Source organism: Sorangium sp. So ce131, assembly GCF_051519095.1.
Classification (GTDB): Bacteria; Myxococcota_A; Polyangia; order Polyangiales; family Polyangiaceae; genus Sorangium.
Window position 1 is genome coordinate 9,454,520 of record NZ_CP150455.1, and the last position, 22,356, is coordinate 9,476,875.

At 70.8% G+C, this 22,356-nt stretch carries 15 protein-coding genes; 10 read left to right on the forward strand and 5 right to left on the reverse strand.

The features are described from left to right. Positions 1–7: 7 nt before the first annotated feature. Positions 8–523 (reverse strand): hypothetical protein, encoded by a 516-nt coding sequence (locus WMF43_RS34205; RefSeq protein ID WP_437671122.1) that lies wholly within the window; start codon positions 521–523, stop codon positions 8–10. A 199-nt stretch (positions 524–722) separates the two neighbouring features. Further along, the gene (locus WMF43_RS34210) at positions 723–1,388 is read right to left on the reverse strand and encodes a hypothetical protein (protein WP_437671123.1); all 666 of its coding nucleotides are present in this window, start codon (positions 1,386–1,388) and stop codon (positions 723–725) included. 395 nt (positions 1,389–1,783) lie between these two features. On the opposite strand from WMF43_RS34210, the gene WMF43_RS34215 reads away from it, so the two are divergent. The 5 genes from WMF43_RS34215 (at position 1,784) to WMF43_RS34235 (ending at position 9,916) form a co-directional block, all read left to right on the forward strand. Further along, entirely contained in the window at positions 1,784–5,806 is a 4,023-nt protein-coding gene (locus WMF43_RS34215) for a chemotaxis protein CheB (RefSeq protein WP_437671124.1), read from the forward strand. A 258-nt stretch (positions 5,807–6,064) separates the two neighbouring features. After that, positions 6,065–6,490 (forward strand): response regulator, encoded by a 426-nt coding sequence (locus WMF43_RS34220; RefSeq protein ID WP_437671125.1) that lies wholly within the window; start codon positions 6,065–6,067, stop codon positions 6,488–6,490. Between the two features lie 165 nt (positions 6,491–6,655). Continuing rightward, the gene (locus WMF43_RS34225) at positions 6,656–7,882 is read left to right on the forward strand and encodes a hypothetical protein (RefSeq protein ID WP_437671126.1); all 1,227 of its coding nucleotides are present in this window, start codon (positions 6,656–6,658) and stop codon (positions 7,880–7,882) included. A gap of 129 nt (positions 7,883–8,011) precedes the next feature. Beyond that, positions 8,012–9,154, forward strand: a complete 1,143-nt coding sequence (locus WMF43_RS34230) for a hexokinase family protein (RefSeq protein ID WP_437671127.1) — start codon at positions 8,012–8,014, stop codon at positions 9,152–9,154. Positions 9,155–9,448: 294 nt separating this feature from the next. Further along, positions 9,449–9,916 carry a hypothetical protein gene (locus WMF43_RS34235; RefSeq protein ID WP_437671128.1) on the forward strand — a complete coding sequence of 156 codons (468 nt, stop codon included), beginning with the start codon at positions 9,449–9,451 and terminating at the stop codon, positions 9,914–9,916. Positions 9,917–10,013: 97 nt separating this feature from the next. Here WMF43_RS34235 and gndA read toward each other — a convergent pair whose 3' ends face one another. Together gndA and WMF43_RS34245 are read right to left on the reverse strand one after the other, a co-directional pair. Continuing rightward, positions 10,014–11,546 (reverse strand): NADP-dependent phosphogluconate dehydrogenase, encoded by a 1,533-nt coding sequence (gene gndA / locus WMF43_RS34240; protein ID WP_437671129.1) that lies wholly within the window; start codon positions 11,544–11,546, stop codon positions 10,014–10,016. 553 nt (positions 11,547–12,099) lie between these two features. After that, positions 12,100–13,038 (reverse strand): hypothetical protein, encoded by a 939-nt coding sequence (locus WMF43_RS34245; RefSeq protein WP_437671130.1) that lies wholly within the window; start codon positions 13,036–13,038, stop codon positions 12,100–12,102. Positions 13,039–13,268: 230 nt separating this feature from the next. On the opposite strand from WMF43_RS34245, the gene WMF43_RS34250 reads away from it, so the two are divergent. From WMF43_RS34250 to WMF43_RS34260, 3 genes are all read left to right on the forward strand, one after another. After that, positions 13,269–14,915, forward strand: a complete 1,647-nt coding sequence (locus tag WMF43_RS34250) for a serine/threonine-protein kinase (RefSeq protein WP_437671131.1) — start codon at positions 13,269–13,271, stop codon at positions 14,913–14,915. 47 nt (positions 14,916–14,962) lie between these two features. Then, positions 14,963–16,045 (forward strand): hypothetical protein, encoded by a 1,083-nt coding sequence (locus WMF43_RS34255; protein WP_437671132.1) that lies wholly within the window; start codon positions 14,963–14,965, stop codon positions 16,043–16,045. A gap of 269 nt (positions 16,046–16,314) precedes the next feature. Further along, positions 16,315–17,028: a hypothetical protein gene (locus WMF43_RS34260; RefSeq protein WP_437671133.1), complete on the forward strand. Its 714-nt coding sequence runs from the start codon at positions 16,315–16,317 to the stop codon at positions 17,026–17,028. A 69-nt stretch (positions 17,029–17,097) separates the two neighbouring features. On the opposite strand, the gene WMF43_RS34265 is transcribed toward WMF43_RS34260, so the two are convergent. Continuing rightward, positions 17,098–17,454, reverse strand: a complete 357-nt coding sequence (locus WMF43_RS34265; RefSeq protein WP_437671134.1) for a Spx/MgsR family RNA polymerase-binding regulatory protein — start codon at positions 17,452–17,454, stop codon at positions 17,098–17,100. Between the two features lie 400 nt (positions 17,455–17,854). Between WMF43_RS34265 and abc-f the strand changes: the two genes are divergently transcribed. Continuing rightward, positions 17,855–19,477 carry a ribosomal protection-like ABC-F family protein gene (abc-f, locus tag WMF43_RS34270; protein WP_437671135.1) on the forward strand — a complete coding sequence of 541 codons (1,623 nt, stop codon included), beginning with the start codon at positions 17,855–17,857 and terminating at the stop codon, positions 19,475–19,477. A gap of 188 nt (positions 19,478–19,665) precedes the next feature. Next, positions 19,666–22,233 (forward strand): ATP-binding protein, encoded by a 2,568-nt coding sequence (locus WMF43_RS34275; RefSeq protein WP_437671136.1) that lies wholly within the window; start codon positions 19,666–19,668, stop codon positions 22,231–22,233. The last annotated feature ends 123 nt before the right edge of the window (positions 22,234–22,356 follow it).

Below are 22,356 nucleotides of genomic sequence, written 5' to 3' on the forward strand. Positions count from 1 at the left end.
CCGGTGGCTACTTGGTGGGTGGATTGAAGGAACGCAGCCCGCCGAGATCGAACTTCTCGAGCAGGGCCTTGCGCGCGGCGTGATCCATGGCCTGCGACGAGACCTTGATCTGCCAGCGGTCGGCGATGAGCGCCGTCGTCTGGTTCTTGCCCACCGTGGTCAGCGGGTCGCTGCCCAGCTTCTCGGCGGCGCCGGCGAACTTCTTGCGAGCGTCCTCGTTCTGGACGAGGTCGCTGATCGAGAGCGTGGCCTCGGCGCCCTCCTTGGCGTACTTGGCCTGCACGAAGCCGTCCTTCTCCTGCTCGAAGGTGCGTTTCAGCCCATCGACGCCGTCGGCCGGGAAGAAGGCGTTCAGCTTGCCGCCCTCGACCGCCTTGGGCGCGTCCCCCTTGGCCTTCTCCTCGACGCGCTGGTCGGCGGCCTCCTGCGCCCCCTCCCACCGCTCGTTCTTGTTCTTGCAGCCAGTCGCTCCCGAGAGCATCCCGGCGAGACAGAGCGCTCCGAGCCGTCGCCATCCGAGCATCTTCGTATCTCCTTACGCGCCTGCGAGCGCAGCGCGACCATAGCGCACCCGGCCCGCAGCGGCTGCGCTGGCCGGCGTGCGCGGTGACGATGCGGATCCGGGGCGCCATGATCCGTGCCGGACGCAAGTGAAGCGGATGTACCCCGCTCCTCTATCCCCTTCGGCGCCACCGGCAGCCCGAGCGGCCGGCCGATCCCTCTCAGTTGGGCTGCGTCCCCCCCGGCAGCCGCGCGATCAGCCCTTTTCGCAGGAGCCCCACCTTGTTCCGCATCGCGGCGACCTGCTGCCGCATCCCGTCCGCCTGCTCGGCGAGATCGACGATGCCGGCCGCGGTCGCCGCCTGCGCGAGCGCGCGCGCGTCGTCGGCGAGGCGCCCCATGCGCCCCTCGACCTCGTCCATCGCCGCGACGACCTCGGCGATCTGCTCCGGGCTGGTCGCGTCGCGCTGCCGCGCCGCGGTCTCCTGCACGAGCTGGTTGATGCCCCGCCCCTCCTCGCCGAGCGCCGCGAAGCGCTGGAAGAGCTCGCCGAGCTGCTCCGCCCGCCGCTTGATCTCCTCGCCGCGCGCCGCGAGCGCCGTGGCGGTCGCCTCGTGGCGGTCGCGCGCCGCGGCGATGGCCGCGATCAGCGCCCCGAGCGCCACGCTCACGCGCTGCTGCGCCTCCGCGGCCTCGGTCGTCGACTTCGCGGCGCGCTCGATCCCCTTGCGCGTCTCGAGGGACATCTTCCGCGCGGCGTCCGCGAGCTCCTCGAAGCGGAGGAGCTCGCGCTCGAGCGCGCGCGCCGCCTCCGAGAGCTCGCCGTCGCCCTTGCCGTGATCCTCTCGCCCGCCCACGCTGCGGCCATTTTTTTCGCGCTTGCTCACGTTTTCGCTCTCGCCGCCCTTCGCGTCCGTCCGTGCGCGGCGACAGCATCCTGCCCGATCGCCGGCCCGCGTGGCAGCCCCCTGCGCTGCTCCGGCGCGCGCGTGTGGCGGCCTCGAGCGTGTGGTGTCGCCGAACACCTGCGCCCGCGCGGCGCGCGTGGTACCAGGTAGCTCCTTACGCGCGTGTCCGGTATCCTGACGACCCCCATTGCCCTTGCGCTCTGTTGTCCATGAGAACGAAGAACAGCAGCCGCGCCAGGCGGCCCCCTAGCAGAAAAAAAAAGGCGTCGACAGCGCAGCTCGGGCCGAAGCCAGAGGGGCAGCCTCTTCGTCCACCTGCCGCGGGCGCCCCCCCCGCCGCGGACGCTCCTGCCGCTGCGGGCGCTCCTGCCGCCGTGGACTCCCTCGCCGCGGGCGCGGCGGCGCCTGCCCCTCTCGCGTCCATCGCCGGGTGTCACCCCTCCTATGTCGTCGGGATCGGCTCCTCCGCGGGCGGCCTCGAGGCGCTCCGGGTCCTCATCGGCGGCCTCAAGAGCGCCGACAGGATGAGCCTCATCATCGTCCAGCACCTCGCCCCGCAGCACCGGAGTCGGCTGGTCGAGATCATCAGCCACGCCACGTCGCTGAACGTCAAAGAGGTCGCCGAGGGGGAGATCCTCTGCGCGAACACCGTCTATGTGACCCCGCCCAACGCGGATGTGGTCGTCGACGGCAACGTCCTCCTCCTGCGCCAGCCCGAGACCAAGGTGGGCCCGAAGCCCTCGGTCGACCTGTTCTTCCGGTCGATCGCCGAGCATTTCGGCGAGAACGCCATCGGCGTGGTCCTCTCGGGGACGGGGAGCGACGGCGCCCAGGGCGTGCTCGCGATCAAGGCCGCCGGCGGCGTCACCATCTGTCAGACCCCGGAGTCGGCCAAGTACGACGGCATGCCGCGCGCCGCCAAGCAGACCGGCGCCGTCGATCTCGAGCTCTCCCTCGAGGAGATGGCCAGTCGTCTCAGCAAGTTCAACGAGCTCGCCGGCCGTGAGGACCAGGCGGAGGGCTCGCTCCGCCAGCACAGCCTCAGCCAGCAGGACCCGTACCACAGCATCCTGTCCTTCCTGGAGAAGGCGAGCCGGGTCAACTTCGCGCAGTACAAGCAGTCCACCGTCCGCCGGCGCATCGAGCGGCGCGTCGTCGCCACGCGCTGCGAGTCGATCGAGGCCTACGCCGACTACCTCCGCGTCCGCCCCGACGAGAGCCGGCTGCTCTTCCAGGACATCCTCATCTCGGTCACCTCCTTCTTCCGGGACGAGGCGGCGTTCAAGGCCCTCGGCGCCGCCCTCGCGGAGCGGATCGCCGGCAAGCGCAGCGGCGACAGCTTCCGCGCCTGGGTCGTCGGCTGCGCCACGGGCGAGGAGGCGTACTCGATCGCCATCCTCGTCTTCGAGGCGCTCGCGAGGGCGAACAAGCAGCTCAGCGTCCAGATCTTCGCCACGGACATCGACGAACAGGCGATGTCCGTCGCGCGCAAGGGGCTCTATCAGCAAGCCGCCGTCGCCGACATCCCCCCGCGGCTGCGGTCCAGGTACTTCGACGAGCAGGATCAGTGGTTCAGGGTCAAGGACTACGTCCGCGACGCCATCGTCTTCGCCCGCCACGACGTCGCGCAGGATCCGCCCTTCCTCAAGCTGAATCTCGTCTCGTGCCGCAACGTCCTCATCTATTTCAACAGCCACCTCCAGGAGCACACGCTCAAGACGTTCCACTTCGCGCTCGACAACCAGGGCATGCTGTTCCTCGGCAAGTCGGAGTCCGCGACGACCCTGAGCGACCTGTTCGAGCTCACGGACAAGAACGCGAAGCTGTTCGTGCGCTCGGCCAAGAAGGGCGATCTCCCGCGGTCGTACTCGAGGCAGGAGTACAACCGCGAGAGCGCGCTGATCACGAAGGATCGCCAGTCCACCACGACCCTGGATCTCTTCACCTCCATGGTGAACGGCTTCGCGCCGGACTCGGTGCTGGTCGACGACGACCACCGCGTGCGGCACGTCTACGGCAACGCCAACCGCTTCCTGAACTTCCCGAAGGGCGAGCCCACCGTCTCCATCCAGAGGCTGCTCCCGTCCGAGGTGGCGATCGAGCTGAGCGCGCTGCTCCACCGGGCCGAGCGGTCGCAGCACGCCGCGCGGGGGGACCAGCGGCACGAGTTCCTCATCGACCGCGAGCCGAGGAAGATCCAGCTCACCGTCGTCCCGCTCACCTCCGACGGCCGGACCGAGTTCCTCATCTGTTTCAGCCCGGCGCCGCCCGCCGCGCCGCGCCCGGTCAAGGCGTCGAAGGGGACGAGCCGCCTCCCGCCGAACGAGCAGATCCGGCGGCTCGAGCAGGAGCTCGCCGTGGCGCGGGAGCACCTCCAGACCATCGTCGAGGAACACGACACGGCGAGCGAGGAGCTCCAGGCCCTCAACGAGGAGCTCCAGTCGTCGAACGAGGAGCTCCAGTCGACCAACGAGGAGCTCGAGACCACGAACGAGGAGCTCCAGTCGGCGAACGAGGAGCTCACGACGTTGAACCAGGAGATCAACGTCAAGTCCGCCGAGCTCTTGACGCTCAACCAGCGGCTCGTCGCCATCCAGAACGCGATCGCCTATCCCCTGCTCGTCGTCGACAAGGGCCTCCGGCTGACGGACTATAACCCTGCGGCCCGGCACCTGTTCCGCATCTCCGAGCTGGATCGCGGCCAGCACATCCGCGCCGCCCTCTCGCACCTCAACGTCCAGCGCGTGCTCGACATGGTGCACGAGAGCATGCAGGAGCGGCGCCCCCTCAGGATCCAGCTGGAGATCCTCGACCGGCACTTCGAGGCGCGGATCCAGCTCGTCGAGGGGTCGAAGGGCGAGGTGGACGGGGCCGTCGTGAGCTTCGTCGACAACACCGAGCTGATGCACGCGCTCACCCAGAGCCGGGTCAGCAAGGAGCGGCTCTCCGCGATCCTCGACAACACGCCGGCGCTCGTGACCATGAAGGACTCGATCGGCGCCTACGTCTACGTCAACCAGCGCTTCTGCGACCTCCTCGGGCGCTCCGAGCGGGACGTCTTGGGCAGGACGGACGAGGAGCTGTTCGGGGCCAAGACCGGCAGCGCGCTGCGGGAGCGCGACTTCGAGGTGCTCAAGAGCCGCGCGCCCCTGTGGCAGGAGGAGAGCCTGCACGTCTCCGGCAAGCTCCGGTACTGGCTGTCGTCGAAGTTCCCGCTGCTCGACGACCGGCGCAACGCCCAGTCCGTCTGCACGATCGCGCTCGACATCACCGAGCGGGTGCTCCAGGAGCAGCACCTCAAGGTCTTCAAGAAGGTCGTCTCCGCCTCCAACGCGGGCCTCGCGATCCTCGAGTCGGACGACGGGGGTTACCGGGTGAGCTTCGCCTCGAACGAGTTCGCCGACAAGCTCGGTCGGGACGCGCCGGAGCTCCACGGGCTGCCGCTCGACGAGCTGCTCGGCGTGCTCCTGAGCGGCGCGGAGTCGGCCCGCGTCGCCGAGCTCTCCGAGGCCGCCCAGGGGCGGCCGCTCGCGTCGTTCACCCTCAACCTGGCCGAGGCGAGGGGCGGAGAGCTCTGGGTCGAGCTCAGGACCGCCACGATCAGCTTCGGCGGCGAGGAGCCGAGTTACCTCATCCTCCTGCTCTTCGACGTCACGGAGCGGGTGCGGACGCAGCGGATCATCCTCTCTCAGCAGGAGGAGCTCTCGCGGTTCAGCAAGCTCGCCTCGCTCGGCGAGGTCGCGGCCGGGATCTCCCACGAGATCAACACGCCGCTCAACGTGATCACCACGAAGACCGATCTCCTGAAGCGGCTCGCGGAGCGGGAGCAGCTCGGCAAGGATCGCTGCGTCCGGATCGCGGCCGAGATCGACGGCATGGTCGAGACCATCACCAACGTGATCTCCGGCCTCCGGTCGATCACCCGCATGGAGTCGGAGCAGGTCAGCCCGCACAACGTCTCGGAGCTCATCCGGGAGGCGGTCCGCGTCAGCGGCTTCCGGCTCCAGCAGGCGGGCGTCCAGCTGACCTTCGACCTGCCGCGGGAGGAGCTCGTCATCGACTGCTTCCCGGTCCAGATCGTGCAGATCTTCATCAACCTGATCAACAACGCGGTGGACGCCGTCTCCTCGCTCCGGGAGCGGTGGATCCGGATCGAGGCGCGCTCGTCCGACGGCAAGGTCGTCGTCCGCGTGATCGACAGCGGCAAGGGGATCGATCCCTCGCTCGCGGAGCGGATCATGACGCCGTTCTTCACGACGAAGAAGGAAGAGCACGGCACCGGGCTCGGGCTCAGCCTCTCGCGCAACATCGCGCAGCACCACAAGGGCGACCTGCGGCTCGCCGTGGAGCACAAGAACACCTGCTTCGAGCTGGAGCTGCCCCGGAAGCACGCCTGAGAATGCAAATCGGAGGCCAGCTGCGCGCTCCCCCGCGTTCTACCGTGCGACGGAGGTGAGCTGTACAGCCACCCATCTAAGGATATTCCTTACGAAACCATCCTTTTCCCGATGCGTGCCGCGGGAGTATCCCGTGATGAGTTCGATCCGGACGAAACAATGTCGGGTGGATTGCTCGACGGCGGGCTGGTAAGCTGGTAATGCATCGTTGATGCCCGGCGTGCACGATTCCACGCAGGTCCACGAGGTGGAGGGCGCATGCTCCTGAACATCCTCATCGTCGAGGACAGCGAAGAGCTGTGCGAGGGGTGGCAGGATATCCTGTCGCTCGACGGGCACCGCGTGCACTGCTTTCTCAATGGCAGAGACGCGCTGGAGAACCAGGCGCTCATCATGCAAGCCGACGTCCTGGTCACGGATTACTACCTGCCGGACATCAATGGATTGGCGCTGGTCTCCATGGTCCGGAAGATCCGCGCCGACATTCCCATCATCCTGCTCACGGGCACGCGTGATCCGGCGATCCGGGAGACCCTGCTCCAGGTCGACAACTCGATGTTCCTGAGCAAGCCGATCAGGATCGATCAGCTCGAGCGCAGCATCCGGGAGCTCCTCGCCGCCTCGTCGAAGGCCCCGCCGGTCGACGCCGACAAGGTGGAGCAGCCCCGCTCCTCGTCCGTCTGAGCCGCGCGCTGCGCCGCTGTGAGCCGCGCGCGCCCAGCGTGAGCCGCCTGCCCCGCCCGTCCCACCTGCCGGCGGGCGTCGCTGCGTTTCCACGCAGCCGTGGCGCCGGCCGGTGTATTGTATCAAAACGGCGGACCGCACGTCGTACCCACCTCGGAGGCACCGATGCGAAGCGCGTTGCTCGTCCTCGTCGGAGTTCATGTGCTCATGGGCTGCGGGGCGGCGCCGCGGAGGGACCTGGCAGACCACACCCGCGCCGCGCCGGTCCGGGGCGCCGCCCCGCAAGGGGAGCGCCCGGCGGGCTCCTTCGGAGCGGAGCGCACGGCCGTCTGGCGCTCGCCCGGGGGCGCCTTTCTCGCCCTGCCCTCGCTCGACCTGCCCGGCCCCGCGGAGAAGCAGCGCGCGACCGTGCTGCTGCCCGGCAGCCAGCGCGCCCGCGACCGGGCGCCCGAGGCCGCGAAGGAGCGCGCCCCGATCCAGGCGGCCGGAAAGGAGCGCGCCCCCGTGGGCTCGCCCGAGCCCGGGAAGGCCAGCGCCCCGGCCCGCTCGCCCGAGAAGGGCGGCGCTCCGGCCCGGCCGGCCGGGAAGGGCCACGCCGCGCGCTCGTCCGACGCCGTCACCGCGGATTGCAAGGCGCTCGCCCCCGAGGTCCAGAAGGCCTCGCGCATGATCGAGGTGCTCCGGCAGTCCGACCTGAGCACGCCGCCAGAGGTGCTGCAGAAGATCGCCGAGCGGCTCGACCTCTGGGCCGGCGCGGCGGCGGTGAAGCCCTCCGATGCGGAGCTCGCCGAGCACGCCAAGGGCCTCCGCGAGGGCTTCGGCCGCACGAGCGCCGCGGTGCGCAAGCTCCGGGCGGCGCTCGGCGGGCGCAACCTCAAGAAGGCCGGCGCCGCGCGCGCCGGGCTGGAGCGGGAGCTCGATCGGGACGCGAAGGTCGTGCGGAGCGTCGCCGGCCGCTGCAAGAGCAACCCCTATGAGCCCATGAAGGGCAAAGCCCATATCCCGCCGCACGTGGTGCGGCGCGTCGTCCAGGAGAACTTCGGCCCGATGCGGGCCTGCTACGAGAAGGGGCTTCGCCAGAACCCGAAGCTCGAGGGGCGCATCCCCGTGCACCTCGTCGTCGACGGCGAGGGGAAGGTGACGTACGCGGGCGACGCCGACCGCCCCGCCGCGGACGCCCCCCTGCTCATCGCGCTCCCCTCGCCCGGCGCGGTGATGCCGGCGTCGACCGCGCCGCCGCTCCGCGACCCCAAGGTCGTCGGCTGCGTGCTCGACGTCTTCCGCGGGCTCCGATTCCCCTCCCCCGCGGACCGCAAGGGCGTCGCGACGGTGGTGTATCCCGTCGTCTTCGGTGTGGACGACAACCGCTCTCCGACCGCATCCGCGAAGTGACGCGTAGCGCAATGCCGGCGGCGGGCCGCTGGATCTCCGCCGTCCGGGCGAGGCCGGCTTCAAGCATGCTCGCGCCTCGCCTTGCAAAGTTATTTCCTTCTTCGTAGCTTGGAGGTAAGCATTTTCCTGATGAAGCTCTCGCTCACCGAGCTCCAGGAGATCCGCCGCACCCTCGCGGCGCGCATCGTCTTCGGCCTGTCCACGCCTGGCACCGAGATCGCCGCGCTCCCGGCCTACCTGGCGCCGCCGCCGGGCGGGATGGCGGGGCGCGCCGTGGTGGTCGACGCCGGTGGAACGAACCTGCGCGCCGCCATCGTGGAGCTCGCGCCGGGCGGGGTCTCGCGCCTCGTCGCGGGGCCCGAGTCGGCGAGGTTCCCGGGCGGCCCGGAGATCGCGGGCGACGCTTTCTTCGATGTGCAGGCCGAGCTGGTCGAGCGCCTCGGCCCCGTGCACGGCCTGCCGGTGGGGTATTGCTTCTCGTATCCCTCGGAGACGTTGCCGTCGCTCGACGCGCGGCTGCTCCGCTGGACCAAGGGCATCCAGGTCGCGGGGGTCGAGGGCACGTGCGTCGGCGAGCGGCTCGGCCAGGCGCTCCGCGCGCGCAAGCTCCGGCCGGGCCCGGTGCGGGTGCTGAACGACACGGTGGCGAGCCTGCTCGGTGGCGCCTTCGCGCACGGCGGGAGCCAGCCTGCGGCGTTCATCGGGCTGATCGTGGGGACGGGCACGAACATGGCCACGTTCCTTCCGGCCGGTCGGATCCCGAAGCTGAAGACGGGGCACTTCGTCGCGCCGATGGCGGTGAACCTCGAGAACGGCAACTTCAACCCTCCGCACCTCCGGCCGTTCGACGCGGAGGTCGACGCGAGCTCGGAGAACCCGGGCGCGCAGCGGTTCGAGAAGGCGGTGTCCGGCGCCTACCTGCCGCGGCTGTTCGCGCGGCTGTGCCCCGAGCACCCTTTGCTGACGAGCTCGGCGGATCTCGTGCGGCTCCGCGAGGAGGGCCCGGAGGACGTGCGGCGGGTCGCGGGCGACCTGCTCCAGCGCTCGGCGGATCTCGTCGCGGCGGCGATCGCGTCGGTCGTCGACGTGCTCGACAGCCCCCCCGGCGTCGGCGTGCTCGCGGAGGGCAGCCTCTTCTGGGGCGATCCGCGGTACGCCCCGCGGACGCAGGAGACGTTGCGCGCCCTGCTCGGCGCGCACGTCGAGCCCCGGATCTCGCGGCTCGAGCACGTCAACCTGATCGGCTCGGCCTGCGCGGCGCTGTTCGCCTGACCGCCCGCGCGGCGGCCGCGCGGCGCCTTCCTCTCGCCCTTCCTGACGGCACGAGGGCTCCCGGCTGCGCGCGACGTCGCCGCGGGGGCCCCGGCGGGCAGATCACACATTTCTAGCCTGGATCCCCCGTTTGCGGTCAGTATGGCGCACGGCCGACGACATGGGAGGAGCGTGGCGGGCAATGTGTAGAAACGCAGCGAGCTTCGGCACGGCCGGCCTGGTGGGTCGGGCGCGGCGCTTCCGGTCGTCGCGCGCGGGCCCTGGCGGCCGGGATGGTTATCGTCTCCTGGCGCGATGAGCTCGACGATCGGCAGACCGGCCTTCCGGAGGCAACCGCACCTGCTCGACGACAGCGGCAGTGTCGGCGTGTGGATCACGCAGCCTGCGGGCATGCTGGTGCAGCTCCTGCAAGAGACGGTGGCGACGGCCGAGGTGGCGCGGTTCATTTCGGTGACCGCTTACCAGAAGCTCGTGAGCGTCATGCGGCCTCGAGAGCGGGCGTTCTTCATCTACGACATGGGGCACATGGTGCGGCATGAGAGCGAGGCGCGGGTGATCCTGACCCAGTGGGGGCTGAATGTGCGCGACAAGATCGAGCACATCGTGGTGCGGCCTCCGCCGGAGATGAACAAGCTCGGGAGGATGGGGATCCAGACGATCGCGGCGGCGATGAGCCTGGTGGGGGTGCCGTTCGATATCGTGGAGGATGTCGAACCGTTCCTGCTGGAGAGGAATCTGAAGCCGCGGTTCATGGCCGCTTGACGGATCCCCCGAGGGGGCCGGGAGACCTGGGCGGGGGCCGGGCCTCACCGAAGGAGGCAGAACGCCTCCTTCGGTCCCCTCCGAGCCGCCGGCGCGATCAGTGGCCTCCGCCGGTGCCCTTGATGTCGAGCTGCGGCCGCTCCGGATGCGGCCAGTCGAGGTGGAAGAACTTCCCTCTCGGCTGATCCGTGCGCTCGTACGTGTGGGCCCCGAAGTAGTCGCGCTGCGCCTGCAGCAGGTTCGCCGGCAGGTGCGCCGCCCGGTACCCATCGTAATAAGACAGGGCCGACATGAACGCCGGCGCCCAGACGCCGTTCTGGGCGGCGATCGACACCACGCGCCGCCAGTTGGCCTGCCCCTGCTTGATCTGCTCGTTGAAGTACGGATCGAGCAGGAGGTTCGTCAGCCCAGGATTGCGCGTGTACGCCTCCGTGATCTTCTGGAGGAAACGGGCGCGGATGATGCAGCCGCCGCGCCAGATGCTCGCGATCGTGCCGAAATCGAGCTTCCAGCCGTACTCCGCCTGCGCCGCTGCCATGAGCTGGAACCCCTGGGCGTAGGCGCAGATCTTCGAGCAGTACAGGGCGTCGCGGATCGCGGTGATCGTGCCCTGCCTGTCCTCGACCGGCGCCGGGGTCGGGCCGGTGAGCTGCTTCGACGCCTCCACGCGCTCGTCCTTCAGCGCCGACAAACAACGGGCGAACACCGCCTCGGCGATCGCGTTCGCAGGAATGCCCATGTCGAGCGCGTTGCTGCTCGTCCACTTGCCCGTGCCCTTCTGACCCGCGGTGTCGAGGACGAAATCGACGAAGGGCTTGTCCTTGTTGACGGGATCCTTCTGCTGGAGGATGTCCGCGGTGATCTGGATGAGGTACGAGTCGAGATCGCCGCTGTTCCACTCCGAGAACACGCGCGACATCTCGTCCTTCGACAGGCCGAGCAACCCCTCCAGCAAGGTGTAAGCCTCGCAGATGAGCTGCATGTCGATGTACTCGATGCCGTTGTGAACCATCTTCACGTAATGGCCCGCGCCGTTCGGCCCGATGTACGCCGTGCAGGGGACGCCGCCCTCGACCGGCTTGCCCGGGGCCGCGCCCTCGAGCGGCTTGCCCGTCTGCGGATCCACCTTGGCGGCGATCGCCCGCCAGATCGGCTCGAGGTGCTGCCACGACGCGGGGTCGCCGCCGGGCATCAGCGAGGGGCCGAAGCGCGCCCCCACCTCGCCGCCCGAGACGCCCGAGCCGAAGAACTTGCACTGCTTCTCGTACTCCTTCTCGCGCCGGATCGTGTCGGTCCAGAGCGAGTTGCCGAGATCGACGACGATGTCGTCCGGCTCGATCCCGGCCTCGAGCAGCTGCTTGACCACCATGTCGACCGGCGCGCCGGCCTTGACCAGGATCACCGCCTTGCGCGGCTTCTTCAGGGCGCGGACGAAGTCCTTCAGCGTCTCGCAGTAGACTAGGCCGCCGGGCGTGCTCGGGTTCCTCGCGACGAAGTCCTTCGCGACCTGCACCGTGCGGTTGTACACGGCCACCTTGAACCCGTGGTCGGCCATGTTGAGCGCGACGTTCTCGCCCATGACCGCCAGCCCGATCATGCCGATGTCGCAGCTGGATGTGTCGTCATTCATCCGAGTTCTTCTCCTTCACACATTGCTCAGGCTACGTCGGCGACCACTCGCCCTCGCCCGTCCTCGTCCGCGCGGCTCGAGCGCCTCAGCAAGGCGCATGCCCCCGCGCGCGCTCCCATCCATGGGGGATGGGAGATGGAGAGGGGAGATGGAGGTGGTCGGCTTGCAGCCACGGCGGCGCATTCTGAGCAGGCCGGCGGCGCGGCGTCCAGTGCGGTCGCGACCGGCCGGCCATCCGTGCTCCCCTCGCGTCCCCTCGCGGCGGTGCGACCGGGCCCGGCGCTCGCGCCGCGACCGACCTGCCGGCCGCGTCGCAGGCTCGCCGAGGATGCGCGGGCGCTCGGGGCCGAGGAGCGGACCGTCGAGCGGCTCGCGGCGGGCAGACCCCTCGAGACGTCCCCGACACGCCCGAGCTCGCCGCCGCGCGGAGCCGGGCCGCCGCGTGGCAGCACGCTCGGCGAGGCCGCCGGCTTACGCGGCGCGGGGACGAGGCGACCTGCACCGTCGGCGGGAACATCGACCTCGGGGGCTCGATGTGCCCCACGGCCCCCGGCTACTCGCCGCCCTCGTCCTCTGAAGAGGACCCGGGCTCCCGGTAGAAGGCGATGTCGTCGATCCAGATGTTGAATGCCTTGCCCCGGGGATAAAGGAAGTCGAAGCTCCGGAGCTCGGTCACGCGGAGCGCAGGGAATTCGCCGTAGCCGTCCTGCCTGAGGCAGGCGATGGGGATCTTGTAGTGCTTCCAGCTGGGCGTCAGGACGACCTCTCGGTGGAAGTGATCGTAACACGGGGGCTGCATCTCCCCTCCACATTCGCCCCCCTCGCCGTCGGTCTGCCGGTCGATGAACGACACGACCAGCGCCCTGGAGGAGTCTTCCTCGGCGTACGCCCAGAAGGTGATTCCGCTGTACGCGGAGGCGTCGTAGTACTCGCCGTCTCTCAGGAGGACTCCGACCCCGGCTCCCCATTCGGTGAACCCGTCGTCGGCGCTGGTGTGCACGGCCATCGCGCTGCCCTCGCGCGGCAAGGCGAGAGGGACGACGAGGTCGTCGTCAATCAAGGGTTCCTGTACCCCTGCGGCCTCATCGTGGAACGTGTACCAGAACCCCAGCCGAGGGTTCGTCGGCTCCCCCTCGGGGATATCGATGTTCCCGTCCTCCATGTCGTCGATCGGCGACGTCGTCAGCTCCTCGCCCGGCGACACCTCCAGAATTCTACAGTCGATGCCGCCGCCCGCGCCGCCCACGTTCGTCGAGACGCCGCCCTCGCCGCCACCACCGGCGCCGCCAGGACCGCCGGCACCAGCGCCGGAGTCCCCGCCGCCCGCGCTCCCGGAGGTGCCGATCATGACGCCTCCGCCGCCCCCGGAGCCGCCGCCCCGGAGCTCGTAGTCGTCATCGAAGCCGAAGACCTGAGCGCACCCGAGCCCGAGCACCGCGACGGCGCACCCGCCCGCGCACCGAACGAAAGCAAGCGTCCTCGTCATCGTCATAGAAAGCATCTTCAAAGGCTCCACCCAATAGACCATGAAGGCAATGCCCGAATGGAAGGGACCCGGCCCCGGAGAGCGGCCGCTGCGGATACCCTAGCTCAGCGGCGCAGGTCAAGCGAACGGTCCCTACATCACGGCGGTCCGCCGCACGCGAGCCCACAGCGAAACACGCGGTTCCTGGGTGCCGCTGTCCGACATGATGGTGTAAGCTCGTCCGACGCGGTGGAGAGATGTCGCTGACGTTCGTCGAGGGAGGCCTGTTCGGAGGCAGGTACCGCGTGGTGCGCGGCATCGCCACCGGCGCCATGGGCGCCGTCTACGAGGTCGAGCACATCGAGACCGAGCGGCGGCGGGCGCTCAAGGTGATGCACCCGCACCTCGCCGAGAACCCCGACTTCCGCGCCCGGTTCAAGCTCGAGGCGCGCGTCGCGGCGCGCATTGCGAGCGATCATATCGTCGAGGTGTTCGACGCCGGGATCGACGCCGAGACGGGCATGCCGTTCCTCGTCATGGAGCTGCTCCGCGGCGAGGAGCTCAGCAAACGCCTCCGCCGCACCGGGCGCCTCTCGCCGGAAGAGGCGATCGCCTACCTGCGCCAAACCGCGATCGCCCTCGACAAGACACACGCCGCCGGGGTCGTCCACCGCGACCTCAAGCCGGCCAACCTCTTCCTCGCCGAGGGCGAGGACGACGGCGAGCCCCGGGTCAAGGTGCTCGACTTCGGCATCGCCAAGCTCGTCGCCGAGACCGCGCTCGACGCGGCGACGACCGCGACCCTCGGGACACCACTTTACATGGCGCCCGAGCAGTTCAAGGGCGAGCAGATCTCGCCGGCGGTGGACATCTTCGCCCTCGGGATGATCGCGTACACGCTCCTCGTGGGCACCGCGTATTGGCTGAACGATATGCGCGAGTACAATAACACGCTCGCCTTCGCGGTCACCGCGATGCACGGCCCCCAGGAGCCCGCGTGCGCGCGCGCGGCCGCCGACGGGGTGACGCTGCCCCCGGCCTTCGACGCGTGGTTCGCGAAGGTGACGGCGCTCGCCCCGGAGGAGCGCTTCAGGACGGCTTCCACCGCCATCGAGGCGCTCGCCGACATCTTCGGGATCGCCCCGGCGCCGGTGAGATCGTCGCGCGTGTTCATGCTGGAGCAGCCGGGCGGGGCAGGGAGCATCGTCCCGGTCAGCATCCGCCCCGAGCAGGCGCCCGCGTCCGCGCAGTCGTCCAGCACGGGCCTGGAGACGCGGATCTCGCCGGCACAGCCGCGGAGCCGCGCCGCGATCGTCGCCGCGGGGCTCGCCCTGCTCGGCGCCGTCGCCGTCGCCGGCGTCAGCGCCTTCCTGGGCGAGCGCCTCCACGCTGACCCAGGCGGCGCGGCGGCCACCCAGGCGGCGGAGCCGGCGCCCTCGCCGGCCTCCGAGCCGACCGGGGTCGAGCCGATCCCGGCGCACGCCGACACGAGTGCGCTGTCGGCGCCGGAAGCTCGGGCCGTCCCCACGGTGACGACGGCCGCCGCGCCGCTGCACACCGACGGCCCGGCGCTCGCTAGGAGCGCTGCGCCCGCGAGCGCCACGGGGTCCGCCGCGCCCGCGAACGCCGCGGCGTCCGCCGCGCCTGCGAGCGCCACGGCCGCGGCCGCGCCCGCGAACGCCACGGCGCCCGCCGCGCCCGCGAACGCCACGGGGCCCGCCGCGCCCGCGAGCGCCGCGGATCCGGCCGCGCCCGCGAGCGCCGCGGCCCCGGCCGCGTCTGCGAGCGCCGCGGCCCCGGCCGCGTCTGCGAGCGCCGCGGCCTCGGCGCCGCCCAGCACCACCGAGCCCCCGGCGGCTGCGGAGCCGACCCGGAGCAGGGAGTGGCTCTACACGCCCGACTGACTTTTTCGCCAGGGGCGCTGGCGAACGATGCTATCTCCCTCTCCACGATGCGCTTCACGTGCACCTGGTCCGCGCTCTGCGGAGTGCTGAGCATCGCCGTCGCCGCGCCGGCCAGCGCGCAGGACGTCGCCCTGGCCGAGTCGCACTTCAACCGCGGCCTCGCGGACATGCTGGCGGGCCGGTACGAGACCGGCTGCCCCGCCCTGGCCGAGAGCCAGCGCCTCGATCCCCGGCCAGGGCGGCTGTTCACGCTCGCCGAGTGCGAGGCCAAGTGGGGGCGCGTCGCGACCGCGGTCGCCCGGTACAACGAGTATCTCTCGGTGTACTCCCGCATGACGGACGCCGAGAAGCTCAAGCAGTACGATCGCGACAAGCTCGCGACCGAGCAGCGCGACGCGCTCGCGCCGCTCGTCCCACACCTCACCCTGACGCTGCCGACGGGCGCGCCCCCGGGGACGATCGTGCAGCGCGACGGCATCGTCCTGGCGCAGCCGTCGCTCGGCGTCGCGCTCCCCGTCGATCCGGGCGAGCACGTCGTGACGACCCAGGCGCCTTCAGCGCCGGTGAGCGAGCTGCGTTTCACCATCAAGCCGTCGGAGTCGAAGACCCTCGAGCTCGAGGTGAAGCCGCCCTCGCTGGAGGCGCCGGCGCGCGTCGGGCCGGCGCAGCCGCCTCCGCCGCCCGTCGTCCAGCAGCCGTCCCCCTTCGTCCAGCAGCCGGCGCCCGTGCAGGCGGCGGCGGACGAGGGGCCCAGCGGCCGGCGCGTGGCGGCCTACGTGACGGGCGGGCTCGGCGCGGCCGGGCTGATCCTCGGCGCCGTCACCGGGTGGATGGCGCTCGACGAGAGCGGCGTCGCCGACGCCCATTGCGATGAGCCGCTCCAGGGTGTGGCGAAATGCGACGCGACGGGCAAGCTCGCCGGCGACCGCGCGAAGACGCTCGGGCTCGTGAGCACGATCGGCTTCGGCGCCGGCGTGGCGCTGGCCGGAACCGCGGCGGTGCTCCTGCTGACGGAGCCGTCCTCCCCCGGCCCGCGGCCGTCCGCGGGGCGCCCGCAGCAGCCCGCGATGGGCTGGGCCGTGGTCGCAGGGCCGGCCGGCGGCGGCGTCCTCGTGCACAGCCGCTGGTGAGACGGCGAAGCCGCAGGTGAGGCGACGACGTCGCGGTGGGGACGCGCGCAGCCCTGGCGCGGCCGGCCCGCGCGTGGTCCACCCGCCCTGATCCGGCGTCACCTCGTAAGCGCCACCACACCGGAGGGACCTCCAGCGCCTCGCGAAGCCCGGAACGAGAGCTGCAAGGCAGGTCGGCGCCACACACCTCGCGGTCGGGCGCGGCCCATTGTAGCATCCACGCAAAATTCCAGGACCACTCCTCGGAGACCACGATGAAAGGACACCCCATGATCACGAAGACCACGACGGCGATGCTCGCGCTGGCGGCGCTCGGCCTCTCGGCCGGCTGCAAGGAGACGCTCGACTCGAACACGATCCGCACCCAGGGGATCTCGGCGACGATCGAGGCGACCGCGGTGAGCGAGTCCTCGACGAGCGTGAAGGCCACCCTCAAGGCCGGCGGCGACGAGAGCAACACGTACATCGTCCTGAGCGGGGGAGACCGGATCTCGGCGGCGGCGGACGGGAAAGAGGTCGACATGCTGGCCGAGGAGTCCGGCGTCTATGTGGCCCAGTTCCAGACGGGCGCAGAAGACACCGAGTTCAGCGTGCAGCTGGACCGCGAGGACGACGACGACGCGCCCGGCAACTCCGGGACGCTCCCCGCCCCGTTCGAGATCGAGGCGCTGCCCACCGAGCCGATCTCGCGCACGGAGGACCTCACGATCACCTGGGAGCCGAGCGGGACAGGCGACGACATGGAGATCGAGGTGAGGGGCGACTGCATCTTCTCCAAGACCATCGACGTGGGGGGCGACCCGGGCACGTACACCCTCAAGGCGGGCACACTCGAGGAGACGAGCTCGCAGGAGCCCGAGACCTGCGATGTCGAGGTCACGATCAGCCGCACCCGCGGCGGGAAGACGGATCCGATCCTGGACTCGGAGAGCTCGTTCCAGCTCAGCCAGGTGCGGCAAGACACCTTCGCCTCCGCGCCCTGACGCGGCGAGCGCGCTGCAGGGCGCGGCTCCGCGCCGCGGCCCGGCGCGGAGCGCAGGATCGGCGCGACCTCAGCGGAACAGCTCCGCGTAGTGGTCCTCACGGAAGCCCACCATCACCTTGTTCCCCACGAGCAGCACGGGCCGCTTGACGAGCTTCCCGTCCTCGGTCAGTAGCCGCGTGATCTCCTCGTCGCTCGCGGCGTCGAACCGGGCCTTGCCGAGCGCGCGGTAGCTCTGGCCGCCCGTGTTGAGCCACCGGCGCACCGAGCGCCCGCTCGCCGGGACCCACCGGGCGAGCTCCTCCGGCGTCGGCGGCTGCTCGACGATCGGCCGCTGGGCGACCTCGATGCCGCGCTCCTTGAGCCATCTCAGGGCCTTCTTGCAGGAGCTGCAGCCAGGATAGGAGAGCATTTGCACCTTGTTCATGCCGGCCTTTTGCCCTCGCCGATGAAATAGAGCAAGCCCCCAGGACAGGAATTGATCGCGACAAAAGCCGCGGATTTGATGATAATCCGAGCGCAACGAGCGGAATGCCCAACCGGCCTTGGGTTTCGCTCCCTCCGGCTCGCCTCCGTGCCAATCCAGGGCGCCGAGAGACAATGAGGTTCCCGGCGCGGGGCGCTGCGGGCCGAGTGGAGGATTCCGCGGATGCTCCTCCTCCCGAGAAATCCATAGAATCGCGGCGGAACCGCGGCCAGAACCCGGGGCGATGCGGCGCGCCGCCGCCCGGCCTCGCCGAACGTGAAACGAAAAATTGCCGCGTCCCGTGACCCCCCGTCTGGTATACGTGCGCGGAAAGGAGCCGCCTCCGGCGGCAGGTCATCGCGTGATCCGCCTCGACTCCATCAGCAAGCAGCACGGTAAGCAGATCCTCTTCCTCGAGGCCTCGGCGGCGGTGAACCGCGGAGAGAAGGTCGGCCTCGTGGGGCCGAACGGCTCGGGCAAGACCACGATTTTCCGGATGATCACCCGGGAGGAGGCCCCCGACAGCGGCCAGGTCGCGATCGACCGCGGCGTGAGCATCGGCTACTTCAGCCAGGATGTCGGCGAGATGAAGGGCAGGAGCGCCGTCGCCGAGACGATGGACGGCGCCGGGCCGGTCTCGGTCGTCGCCGCGGAGCTCCGCGAGCTCGAGGCCGCGCTCGCCGACCCCGAGCGGATGGACGAGATGGAGAGCCTGATCGAGCGCTTCGGCCAGGCGCAGGCGCGCTACGAGGAGCTCGGCGGCTACGCGCTCGACGCCAAGGCGCGCGAGATCCTCGCCGGCCTCGGCTTCAGCCAGGAGATGATGGACGGCGACGTGGGCAACCTCTCGGGCGGGTGGAAGATGCGCGTCGCGCTCGCGCGCATCCTCCTCATGCGGCCTGACGCGCTCCTGCTCGACGAGCCGACCAACCACCTCGACATCGAGTCGATCATCTGGCTCGAAGGGTACCTGAAGCAGTATGCGGGCGCGCTCGTCATGACGTCGCACGACCGCGAGTTCATGAACCGCATCGTGACGAAGATCCTCGAGATCGACGGCGGCGAGCTCACCACCTACTCGGGCAACTACGACTTCTACGAGCAGCAGCGCGCCGTCCAGGAGCAGCAGGCGGAGGCGCAGTACGAGCGCCAGCAGGCCATGCTCGCGAAGGAGATGCGCTTCATCGAGCGCTTCAAGGCGCAGGCCGCCAAGGCGGCGCAGGTCCAGTCGCGCGTGAAGAAGCTCGAGAAGATCGACAAGGTCGAGCCGCCGAAGCGAAGGAGGACCATACGCTTCGAGTTCAAGCCCGCGCCGCGCTCGGGCGACGACGTGGCGCGGCTCGAGCGCGTGAAGAAGTCGTACGGCGGCCGCGCGATCTACGACGGGCTCGACCTCCTGATCCGCCGGCGGGAGCGCTGGTGCGTCATGGGGGTGAACGGGGCCGGCAAGTCCACCCTGCTCAAGCTCATCGCGGGCGCGTCCGCGCCGGACTCGGGGGCGGTGAGCGTCGGCGCGAGCGTCAAGCTCGGGTACTTCGCGCAGCACGCGATGGAGCTGCTCGACCCGTCGCGCTCGGTGTGGGAGTCGATCGTCGCGAGCTTCCCGCAGGCGTCGATCGGCTCGCTGCGCACGCTCGCCGGCGCGTTCGGCTTCTCCGGCGACGACATCGACAAGCCCTGCCGCGTGCTCTCGGGAGGGGAGAAGGCGCGCCTCGTGCTCGCGATCATGCTCTACGATCCGCCCAACTTCCTCGTGCTCGACGAGCCGACCAACCACCTCGACATGGCGACCAAGGAGATGCTCGTCGAGGCGCTCTCTGGGTTCGAGGGCACCATGCTGTTCGTCTCGCACGACCGCCGCTTCCTGGCCTCGCTCTCGAACCGCGTCCTCGAGCTCTTGCCGGACGGACCACGCGTCTACGGCGGCGGATACCTGGAATACGTCGCCCAGAGCGGACACGAGGCGCCGGGGCTCCGGAGCTGACGTCCCCCGGCGCGACGCCGGTTCGACCTCGTTGATCGTTTGCATCACGCGCATCACGCGCATCACGCGCATCACGCGCGGCGCGCGCCGCGCGACTCGAGCCGCCGCGACGTCCGTTCTCGTCGATTTGATGATCCCGGCTCGAGGTGAACACCTACCCATGGTTTCGCGCTATCGTGGAGGCCCTCATGGACAGGCTCGGTAGACCGAACGGAAGACGGCTCTCCGATCTCGTCCGGCGCCACCGCGACGTGATCCTGGAGGCCTGGAAGCAGCGAGCCGTGGCGCTGAGCCCGGCGAGGCAGCTGCCGGATCCGGTGTTGACCGACCCCATCCCGGGCCTGCTCGCCTACCTGGCCGAGGCGGCGGACGTCGCGGCCGTGGAGGGCTCCGCCGCCCGGAAGCTCAGGGACGTGCCCGGGGCGTACGCGCTGGGCCGGCTGGGCCACGGGTACGACCTCGCCGACATGGTGAACGAGATCGCGGCGCTCCGCGCGGTGATCCTCGACCTCTGGGCGCGGGAGGGCGGCGGCCAGGCGGCGCTCGAGCTGATCCGGCTGAACGCGGCGCTCGACGAGGCGCTCGCGGACGCCGCGGCGCACTCCCAGGCGGCGCGGGTGCGCCTGCTCCAGACGCTCGACGTCCTCTCGACGGCCGCCCTGGGCAGCAGCGATCTCGACACGTTCCTGAAGGCGCTCGTGCGCGCCACGCGGGAGGCGGCGGCGGCCGTGGACGCGGCGATCGTCCTGCTCGCGGAGGGGGACGCCCTCGAGGTGCACGCGACGGCGGGCCTCGACGATCAGCCGCTGCACGGCGTCACCCTGGAGGCGATCCGGGAGTTCGCGCGTGTGGTCATGGAGCTCCGGGGCCCCTGCTCGCTCGACGCGGCGCTGCGGCTCCTCCCCGTGACGGCGCGGGAGATCCGGTCGCGGGGCCTGCGCGCGGTGCACGGGGTGCCGCTGATGCACGAGGGGCGCCCGATCGGCGTCGCCATCCTGGGCTCCCGCAAGGCCGAGGTGTTCTCCGAGGACGACGCCCTGATGCTGCGGACGATGGGCAGCCGGGCGACGGCGATCGTCGTGCAGGCGCAGCTCGTCGCGCAGGAGCGCGCGTCGCGGCAGCAGTCGGAGGACGCGCGCGCGCTGCTCGCGGCGGTGGTCGAGCAGCTGCCCGCGGGGGTCATCATCGGCGAGCGGGAGACGGGGCGCGTCCTGCTCTCGAACCACCAGGCCACGGAGATCTTCCGGCAGCCGCTCGACGGCGCCACGTCGTTCGAGGACTACGCCGTCTGCCGGGGGTTCCACCCGGGATCCGGCGCACCGTACACGCCGTCGGAGTGGCCGCTGGCGCGCACGGTGATGACGGGCGAGGTCGTGAGCGACGAGGAGATCGAGGTGCTCCGGGGCGACGACACGCGGGGGCGGATCCTCGTGCGATCGGCGCCGGTGCGGGATCCGTCCGGGCGCGTCTCGGCGGGCGTGGTGATCTTCTTCGACATCACCGAGCGGACGCGCACCGAGCGAGCGCAGCGGTTCCTTGCCGCGGCGAGCGCCGCCCTGAGCGACAGCCTCGACCTCGAGGGTGCGCTCGACCGGCTCGCCCGCGTCGTGGTCCCCGAGATCGCGGACTGGTGCGTCATCCAGACGTTGCCCGCCGACGTGGAGACGACGCGGCGGCTCACGGTGAAACACGCGGATCCGGAGGAGGTCCGGCGGGCGCGGGCGCTGTTCCGGGAGCTGGAGCTGCTCCCCGGGCTGGGCGCGCTGGCGGAGCAGGTCCTCTGCGGCGGGCGTCCCGAGCTCGTGCGGGACCTCTCGCACCCGCTGCTCGCCTCGCTGGGCCAGCAGGGCGCCTTGCGCCGGGTCGTCCGGGAGCTCGGGGTGACGTCGGCGATGATGATCCCGCTGGTCGCGCGGGGGCGGACCTTCGGCTGCATCACGCTGGCGACGGCGGGGTCCGGCCGGGTGTACGACGAGGTGGACCTCGCGCTCGCGCACGATCTGGCGCAGCGGGCCGCGCTCGCCGCGGACAACGCCCGGGTGTACGAGGCCGCGCAGCGCGCGATCGAGCTCCGGGACAACGTCCTCGCGACGGTGTCGCACGATCTGAGGAACCCGCTCAGCGCGATCATCACGGCGGCCGCGGTGATGACGAAGCGCGCGGCGTCGCGCGGGGGGGACAAGGGGGACACGAAGGCGATCCAGGCGATCCAGCGCTCGGCGCACCGGATGGACCGGCTGATCCACGATCTGCTCGACTTCGCGAGCCTGCGCGCGGGCCGGCTGGCGCTGCGGCGGCAGGCGCAGGATCCGCGGGAGATCGGCCGGGAGGCGGTGGAGACGTTCGAGTCGCTGGCGCAGGAGAAGGGGGTCCGCCTGAGCGCGACGTCGGGGGACGATCTGCCGCCGGTCGTCTGCGATCGCGATCGGGTGCTCCAGGTGCTGTCGAACCTCCTGAGCAACGCGCTCAAGGTGACGGGTCCGCAGGGGTCGGTCACGGTGCGATGTGAGCGCCGGGAGGAGGATGTCGTCTTCTCCGTGGCGGACACGGGGCCGGGGATCCCGGAGGACGAGCTGCCGTACCTGTTCGAGCGGTTCTGGCGCAGCCAGCGGAACGGCTACAAGGGGACCGGGCTCGGGCTGGCGATCGCGAGGGAGCTCGTGGCCGCGCACGGGGGGACCCTCAGCGTGGAGAGCGTGGTGGGGGTGGGGAGCACGTTCCGGTTCACGATCCCGATCGGGAGCGGAGAGGGCTGAGCCGGGGGGGCGGGGCGGAGGGCCCGGCCCGAGGGTGGCGTGCAGCAGGGATGGCCGCAGCGGGGGTGCGCGCGCTGCGCGCGGGCGTGGAGGAACGGCGCGGGGGGCCTGAAGCGGGCGCGG

What these genes read in the sequence shown, in the direction of transcription:
- WMF43_RS34205 (WP_437671122.1), bottom strand. Translation starts at nt 523, where the DNA reads ATGCTCGGATGGCGACGGCTCGGAGCGCTCTGTCTCGCCGGGATGCTC.
- WMF43_RS34220 (WP_437671125.1), top strand. Translation starts at nt 6,065, where the DNA reads ATGCTCCTGAACATCCTCATCGTCGAGGACAGCGAAGAGCTGTGCGAG.
- WMF43_RS34225 (WP_437671126.1), top strand. Translation starts at nt 6,656, where the DNA reads ATGCGAAGCGCGTTGCTCGTCCTCGTCGGAGTTCATGTGCTCATGGGC.
- WMF43_RS34230 (WP_437671127.1), top strand. Translation starts at nt 8,012, where the DNA reads ATGAAGCTCTCGCTCACCGAGCTCCAGGAGATCCGCCGCACCCTCGCG.
- WMF43_RS34235 (WP_437671128.1), top strand. Translation starts at nt 9,449, where the DNA reads ATGAGCTCGACGATCGGCAGACCGGCCTTCCGGAGGCAACCGCACCTG.
- gndA (WP_437671129.1), bottom strand. Translation starts at nt 11,546, where the DNA reads ATGAATGACGACACATCCAGCTGCGACATCGGCATGATCGGGCTGGCG.
- WMF43_RS34245 (WP_437671130.1), bottom strand. Translation starts at nt 13,038, where the DNA reads ATGACGATGACGAGGACGCTTGCTTTCGTTCGGTGCGCGGGCGGGTGC.
- WMF43_RS34250 (WP_437671131.1), top strand. Translation starts at nt 13,269, where the DNA reads ATGTCGCTGACGTTCGTCGAGGGAGGCCTGTTCGGAGGCAGGTACCGC.
- WMF43_RS34255 (WP_437671132.1), top strand. Translation starts at nt 14,963, where the DNA reads ATGCGCTTCACGTGCACCTGGTCCGCGCTCTGCGGAGTGCTGAGCATC.
- WMF43_RS34260 (WP_437671133.1), top strand. Translation starts at nt 16,315, where the DNA reads ATGATCACGAAGACCACGACGGCGATGCTCGCGCTGGCGGCGCTCGGC.
- WMF43_RS34265 (WP_437671134.1), bottom strand. Translation starts at nt 17,454, where the DNA reads ATGAACAAGGTGCAAATGCTCTCCTATCCTGGCTGCAGCTCCTGCAAG.
- WMF43_RS34275 (WP_437671136.1), top strand. Translation starts at nt 19,666, where the DNA reads ATGGACAGGCTCGGTAGACCGAACGGAAGACGGCTCTCCGATCTCGTC.